This window comes from Anaplasma marginale str. Florida, from assembly GCF_000215485.1.
GTDB classification, from domain to species: domain Bacteria; phylum Pseudomonadota; class Alphaproteobacteria; order Rickettsiales; family Anaplasmataceae; genus Anaplasma; species Anaplasma marginale.
Genome location: NZ_AFMS01000035.1, coordinates 1 through 1,444 on the forward strand (window position 1 = coordinate 1; position 1,444 = coordinate 1,444).

Consider the following 1,444-nt stretch of genomic DNA (forward strand, 5'->3'; position numbering starts at 1 on the left):
ATCCGTATGAGAAAACACGTCGCTAGAGGGCATAAAACTCACCCTTGTGCCCTTCTTGCTTCCGCACTCTCCCACCATCTTCAACGGGGAAATAGCAGCCCCGTTTTCAAATCGCATAAAATATTCTCGGCCCTCTTTCCAAATTGTGAGCTCCAACCAGCTAGAGAGCGCATTCACTACAGACACCCCAACACCGTGCAGCCCACCGGACACCTTATAACTGTTATGGTCAAACTTACCGCCCGCATGCAGCTGGGTCATAATCACCTCCGCTGCTGAGACCCCTTCTTCTTCGTGGATATCTATGGGAATGCCGCGGCCGTTATCTGTAATGGCAATTGAGCCATCGCCTGCTATCACAATGTCTATCTTGTTGCAAAACCCCGCCAGGGCCTCGTCAATGGCGTTATCTATGACCTCATATGCCATGTGGTGAAGTCCAGAGCCGTCATCCGTATCCCCAATATACATACCAGGACGCTTTTTAACCGCATCCAGGCCCCTCAAAACGGTTATCGCGCTCGCGTTATAACTACCCATTCTGACACATTATAAAGAACCACCGCCCCATAATACAAAAAATCCGATAAATGTAAAACTGCAATCCACTATAGAGAACACGTGGCCCATATTTAGTACTCAAAACATCTATCTGGCCATTATAATGCGAGTTGCAGCAATGAACACATTAGACAACAAAAAGGTGCGATTCCGGATACGCAACCGTGTACCCCGATGCATTCAATCAGAATTTGCCTTCGGGTTGGGTCGGAAGGCATTCGCGAAATGTGCTCTACGGCGGGCAAATTTTCTTTGCTTCCAAGGTCCATACGCCAGAAAAACGCATTGTGCTCCGGGATGTGAGGCTCTAGAATGGGCCTTTCAGGGTGCACACCACACAAACTGGCCATGGTAAAAAGAATAATTGTAGGAATCAGTGGCGCGTCTGGCGCATTATATGCCATACGCATGCTGCAGAAGTTGCGTCAGTCCGAATATGAAGTCCACCTCGTAGTAAGTGATGCGGCAAAGGTAACTATGGCGCACGAGTGCGGTCATTTACTCACGGTGGAGCAATTGTGCACAGATTATTGTACGCACTACCATGACGTACGCAACGTAGGCGCTTCGATAGCGAGCGGGTCTTTCAAAACCGCAGGGATGGTCATAGTCCCATGCTCGGTACGCACTATGTCTGAGATTGCAACCGGCGTCACCTCTAACCTACTAACCAGAGCTGCAGATGTGGCACTAAAAGAAAGGAGAAAACTCGTACTGATGCTCAGAGAGACCCCACTGCACTTGGGGCACTTGCGCACCATGGTATCATTGACAGAGATGGGAGCAATAATCGCCCCGCCCGTACCATCGTTTTATCACCACCCCGAATCGCTAGACGATATAGTAAACAATTCGGTAGACAGAGTTGCTAGGCATGTTTGAC

2 protein-coding genes are annotated in these 1,444 nt (G+C 49.2%); one reads left to right on the forward strand and one right to left on the reverse strand.

Annotation, left to right across the window (positions count from 1 at the left end):
• The coding region (locus GAC_RS01040; RefSeq protein WP_037349029.1) for an ATP-binding protein at window positions 1-540 on the reverse strand (540 nt) is incomplete at its 3' end.
• 333 nt (window positions 541-873) lie between these two features.
• On the opposite strand from GAC_RS01040, the gene GAC_RS01050 reads away from it, so the two are divergent.
• Window positions 874-1,443: a UbiX family flavin prenyltransferase gene (locus tag GAC_RS01050; protein WP_050813510.1), complete on the forward strand. Its 570-nt coding sequence runs from the start codon at window positions 874-876 to the stop codon at window positions 1,441-1,443.
• Window position 1,444: the final 1 nt, after the last annotated feature.